The organism is Megamonas sp. Calf98-2, assembly GCF_900110235.1.
Lineage (GTDB): Bacteria > Bacillota > Negativicutes > Selenomonadales > Selenomonadaceae > Megamonas > Megamonas funiformis.
Genome location: NZ_FOCY01000060.1, coordinates 1 through 2,772, shown reverse-complemented (window position 1 = coordinate 2,772; position 2,772 = coordinate 1). Strand labels below are relative to the sequence as shown.

Annotated in this window: 1 protein-coding gene; it reads right to left on the bottom strand. The window is 48.3% G+C overall.

Annotated features, from left to right (window positions below):
• Nucleotides 1–81: 81 nt before the first annotated feature.
• On the bottom strand, nucleotides 82–2,022 hold the full coding sequence (gene tet(W) / locus BMX03_RS10970) for a tetracycline resistance ribosomal protection protein Tet(W) (RefSeq protein WP_091695423.1): 1,941 nt from the start codon (nucleotides 2,020–2,022) through the stop codon (nucleotides 82–84).
• Between the last annotated feature and the right edge of the window lie 750 nt (nucleotides 2,023–2,772).

Below are 2,772 nucleotides of genomic sequence, written 5' to 3'. Positions count from 1 at the left end.
CCGAATTTATGCTGTGCCCATAATGCACCTAAAAGTGCAGCAAATGGTTTACCCCATTTTTCGCTATCTTTGCCAAGGCTTTCAAAATATTCTTGGAGAGTTAAGCGAACCCTTCTGAAACATATGGCGCACCTTGTCCAGGCGGCTGTTTGGACGGCGGGGCTGGATGACCGGCTGACCGACAGCGGCCTGATATCCTTTCAGCTCTGTAAGGCATACGCTCCGCCCGTTGGTGTAAAAGGCCAGATCAGTACGGTATGCCTGTATACAGCGGGCGGGAATCTCGCCAGTAAAGACAACTTCATCCTTTTTTACCTGGGCCGTTTCGATGGTGGCACAGTATTTCGGTGCATCATGATAAGCCCTGGAAAGGTATTCCTGGGGCGCATAGAGGATGAAGGAGAGATAAGGTTCCAGCAGCTGCGTCCCCGATTCCTTCAATGCCTGTTCCAATACAATCGGGGCCAATGAGCGGAAGTCCGCCGGCGTGCTGACCGGACTGTAATAAAGCCCGTATTCAAAGCAAATCTTACAGTCCGTTACGTTCCAGCCGAACAAGCCCTGCTCCAGCCCGTAACGGATACCATCCCTGACAGCGTTTTGAAAACTCTGGTTCAAGTATCCCAGCGAAACCCGGCTCTCGTATTGTACACCGGAGCCAAGCGAGAGTGGTGTAACAGACAGTCCTATGGATGCCCAAAACGGGTTGGGCGGCACCTCGATATGGATGGTGTGGCTGGCTGCTTTGAGCGGCCGCTCCATATAAATGACGGAGGGTTCCTTTACCACTGTTTCAAGCTTGTATTTTTCCGACAGCAAAGCGGAAACAACCTCCAACTGCACCCGGCCCAAAAAAGAAAGAATGATCTCATGGGTGATGGAATCCACTTCGCAACGCAAAAGCGGGTCAGTATCCGCAAGTTGCGTAAGAGCGTCCAGCAGCCGTTCTCTTTGCGCTGCCGTTTTCGGCGCAATCGTCGTCCGCAGCATGGGGAGGGGGTCCTCGCGCCACCTTTTACGAGGGAGCCGGGTTTGGTCCCCTAATACATCGTTTAACCTCACGCTGTCGCTGGGAAGGATAACAATTTCACCCTGATAAGCGGTGTCTGTCCGAACAATTTCCCCTTTGGATGGAATACGCATCTCTGTGATTTTCAGCTTTTCTCTCCCGGCCAGGGCCACCGTATCCCGCAGGCGCAGCGTTCCGCTGTATAACCGTAGATAGACACGCCGCTGGCCGCAATCGGTGTACTCAACCTTGAAAACGCTGCCGCATAGGGCGGCGCCCCCCTGTTCCCCAATCGGTTGGAACAGCCCTGTCACCGCATCCATCAACGGTTGAATGCCAAGGCCATTTTTGGCGCTGCCATGATAGACTGGGAACAGGGAGGCGTCTTGAACCCGCTGCTGTTCCTCCCGCGCAAGTTTTTCCCGGCTGATTGGTTCTCCTGCGATATACTTTTCCAATAATTCATCGTTATTTTCGATGACCGCATCCCATGCTTCTATGTCGGTATTTTCCTCCAGGACTATTTCCGGGGACAGCGACACCGTCTGCTTGATGATAATATCGGCGGAGAGCTTATCCCGAACAGACTGAACCACGCTCTGCAAATCAACGCCAGCCTGGTCGATCTTGTTGATAAAGATAACGGTGGGAATGTTCATTTTCCGCAGGGCATGGAACAGAATACGGGTCTGGGCCTGCACGCCATCTTTAGCGGAGATCACCAAGATGGCCCCATCTAAAACAGCCAAAGAGCGGTACACCTCCGCCAAAAAATCCATGTGGCCGGGCGTATCCACAATGTTAACTTTACATCTGTGCCACTGGAAGGAAGTGACTGCCGCTTGAATGGTAATCCCACGCTGCCGCTCCAAAAACATGGTGTCCGTCCTCGTTGTCCCTTTTTCGACGCTCCCCGGTTCTGAAATGGCTCCGCTGGCATATAGCAGGCTCTCCGTCAAGGTCGTCTTTCCAGCGTCTACATGGGCAAGAATTCCAATATTGATTATTTTCATGTGATTGTCCTCCCTTTACAGCCCCAAAGGGCATAAAAATCCCCAGCAGTAAAATACTTTTACCACTGGGGATTATAAGTTGCGGACATACACATATACAGCATACACCTGTTTGTGATTGCTGTTTTTGGGGATATGTCAAAATTGATAAGGCAAAAGTATTCTTAAATTGGGTACAAAAAACTAAGCCCCTACAAAAGGAGCTATCATAATCCTTTGTTCCCACTATTTGATTATAGTTTTATTTAAGAATACCTTGCCGCATATTTTTTACTCCTTTTCTGGATTAAATCATTGTATCACATCAGTTTTAGGAAAGCAAGTACCTAAAAGAAATTTTTCTTCCCCTTATATGTAACAATCATACCGGCTTCCTAGCGTTCAGAATGTTTTCTGCTGTCTGCTGTGGTGTTTGGTTGGAATTGTCCAACCAAAAGCCGATCCGTGGTGTTGTCTGCATTTTACTAAATACAAATTCAATGTATACAGAAAGATATAAGGAGTGGGAGGGATTCCGCCGTAGTTGGCATTGTAGGAAAATCCAAAAGTTTAGATTTTCCCACAATGCTTATCTTTTGGTCTTTGGTTCGGAATAGTGTAGTGCTGGCGGTCTATCTCTTGTTTTCGGTTGCTTGCTTCCTTACCGTACATGAGCATTTTTATATCTATTATTTTTTATTTAAAGTAAGCTACGCCAGCTTCAAATAATTTTTGGTCTTTTGCACCTGGAACATTTTTCGCTACATATTT